The 2,340-nt window shown below is 70.0% G+C and carries 1 protein-coding gene; it reads left to right on the forward strand.

All coding sequences use genetic code 11. The features are described from left to right. On the forward strand, positions 1-2,074 hold a 2,074-nt coding region (locus FUT87_RS29170; RefSeq protein WP_186830694.1), incomplete at its 5' end, for a TonB-dependent receptor. Positions 2,075-2,340 lie beyond the last annotated feature (266 nt).

The raw sequence follows: 2,340 nt of genomic DNA on the forward strand, positions 1-2,340 counted from the left end.
CTCCTCGCCCGCCAGCGCCGACGCGACGCCCGCCGCCGGCCAGGCGCTGCCCACGGTCCAGGTCCAGGGCGCGCGCAGTCGCCTGGATGCCGCGCGCAACGGCCTGTCGCCCGACACCGGCAGCACGATCTACAAGTTCAGCAAGGCCGACATCGGCCGCCTCCCGCAAGGCGACGACACGCCGCTGAACCAGGTTCTGCTGCAGGCCCCGGGCGTGGTGCAGGACTCTTATGGCGGCCTGCACGTGCGCGGCGACCATGCCAACCTGCAGTACCGCATCAACGGCGTCGTCATTCCGGAGGCGATCAGCGGCTTCGGCCAGACGCTGGAGACCCGCTTCGCCGACCGCATCAGCCTGCTCACCGGCGCCTTGCCGGCGCAATACGGCTACCGGACCGCCGGCATCGTCGACATCACCACCCAGGGCGTCGGCGACGACGACAAGCCCTTCGCCGGCAGCGCCGGCATCACGCTGGGCACGCAGCGCTCGCGCGAGCTCGACCTCTCGGTCCACGGCACGCAGGGCCGCCTCAGCTACGAGTTCAGCGGCTCCTTCCTCGGCAACGACCTGGGCATCGAGAACCCGACGGCCTCGCGCGACGCGCTCCACGACCGCACGCACCAAGGCAAGGCCTTCGGCCTCGTGTCCTACCTGCTGGGCGACGACAGCCGCATCACCGCCATGGCCGGCGTCACCAACAACCGGTTCCAGATCCCCAACTCGCCGGGACAGTCGACCGCGTTCGCGCTGGACGGCACGCCGGACAAGGACTCGAGCACGCTCGACGCGCACCAGCGCGAGCGCAACCGCTTCGCCGTCGTGAGCTACCAGGCCGCGATCGGCGACACGGTCGACTACCAGGTCTCGCTCTTCCACCGCTACACCGACGTGCATTACTCGCCAGACGCCGTCGGCGACCTGCAGTACCTGGGCGTCGCGGCGGACATCCTGCGCCGCAACGAGGCCAACGGCGTGCAGGCCGACATGAGCTGGCGCCTGGACAGCGCGCACACGCTGCGCAGCGGCCTCTTCGCCCAGCGCGAGCACGCCAGCACGCGCAACGACGCGCTGGTCTTCCCCGCCGACGACAACGGCAACGCCACCAGCGCCACGCCGATCAGCATCGCCGACAGCGGCCGCCTGGGCGGTCACCTCTGGGGCGCCTACCTGCAGGACGAATGGAAGCTGGACCGCACGCTGACGCTGAACTACGGCGCGCGCTACGACCAGGTCGACACCGTCACCAAGGAACACCAGTTGAGCCCGCGCGTGGGCCTGGTCTGGGACGCCACGCCCGCGCTGCGCCTGCATGCCGGCTACGCGCGCTACTTCACGCCGCCGCCGACGGAGAAGATCGACACCACCTCGGTCAGCGCCTTCGCCGGCACGACCAACGCGCTGCCGTCGGACGCCAACACCGCGGTGCGCTCCGAGCGCTCGAACTACTACGATGCCGGCGCGGTCTGGCAGGTCACGCCCAAGCTCACCCTCGGCGTGGACGGCTACTACCGCGCCGTGCAGCACCTGCAGGACGAGGGCCAGTTCGGCAACGCGCTGATCTATTCCGCCTTCAACTACGCGCATGGCCGCATCTACGGCGTGGACCTGACGGCGAACTACAAGGAGAAGGACTGGTCCGCCTACGCCAACCTGGGCACCACGCACGCGCGGGCGAAGCAGGTCGAGACGGGCCAGTTCAACTTCGAGCAGGACGAGCTCGACTTCATCGCCAGCAACTGGGTGCACCTGGACCACGAGCAGAAGCTGAGCGCTTCGGCCGGGGTCAATGTGCGGGTCGGCGACGGTTATGCGGTTGGCGCCAGCGCGTTGTTCGGGTCGGGCCTGCGCAACGGTTTCGCCAACACCACGCACCTGCCGTCCTACACCACGGTCAATGCCGACCTCAGCAAGCGCCTGGACCTGGGCGGTGGCGGTCCGGTGGAGGCGCGGCTGTCGGTGGTGAACCTGTTCGACAAGGTCTACCAGTTGCGTGATGGCTCCGGCATCGGCGTCGGCGCGCCGCAGTACGGCCAGCGCCGCACCGTCTACGTCAGCCTGACGAAGGAGTTCTGAGCCCACGGGCCGCGCTCGCGCCGCCGGGCGCGGCCCATGTCGCCTGGATCGGGCGAAGGTGGTTTGGCGCACGGCGAAGCGTTCGTGGTCTTGGTAGGCTGCGGTGCATGACTGCACCGCCGCCCGACCGCACCGCCGCCACCGCGACAGCCACCGCCCCCTCCCCCCGCCCTCACGACGAACCGCTGACTGCCTCGAAGCGGGAGGCGCCGGGGCCCCTTGAAGCGAATGCCGAGCGTGAGGAGGCGATTGAGCGGAAAGGCCCC

The sequence above is a fragment of the Mitsuaria sp. TWR114 genome, assembly GCF_007997345.1.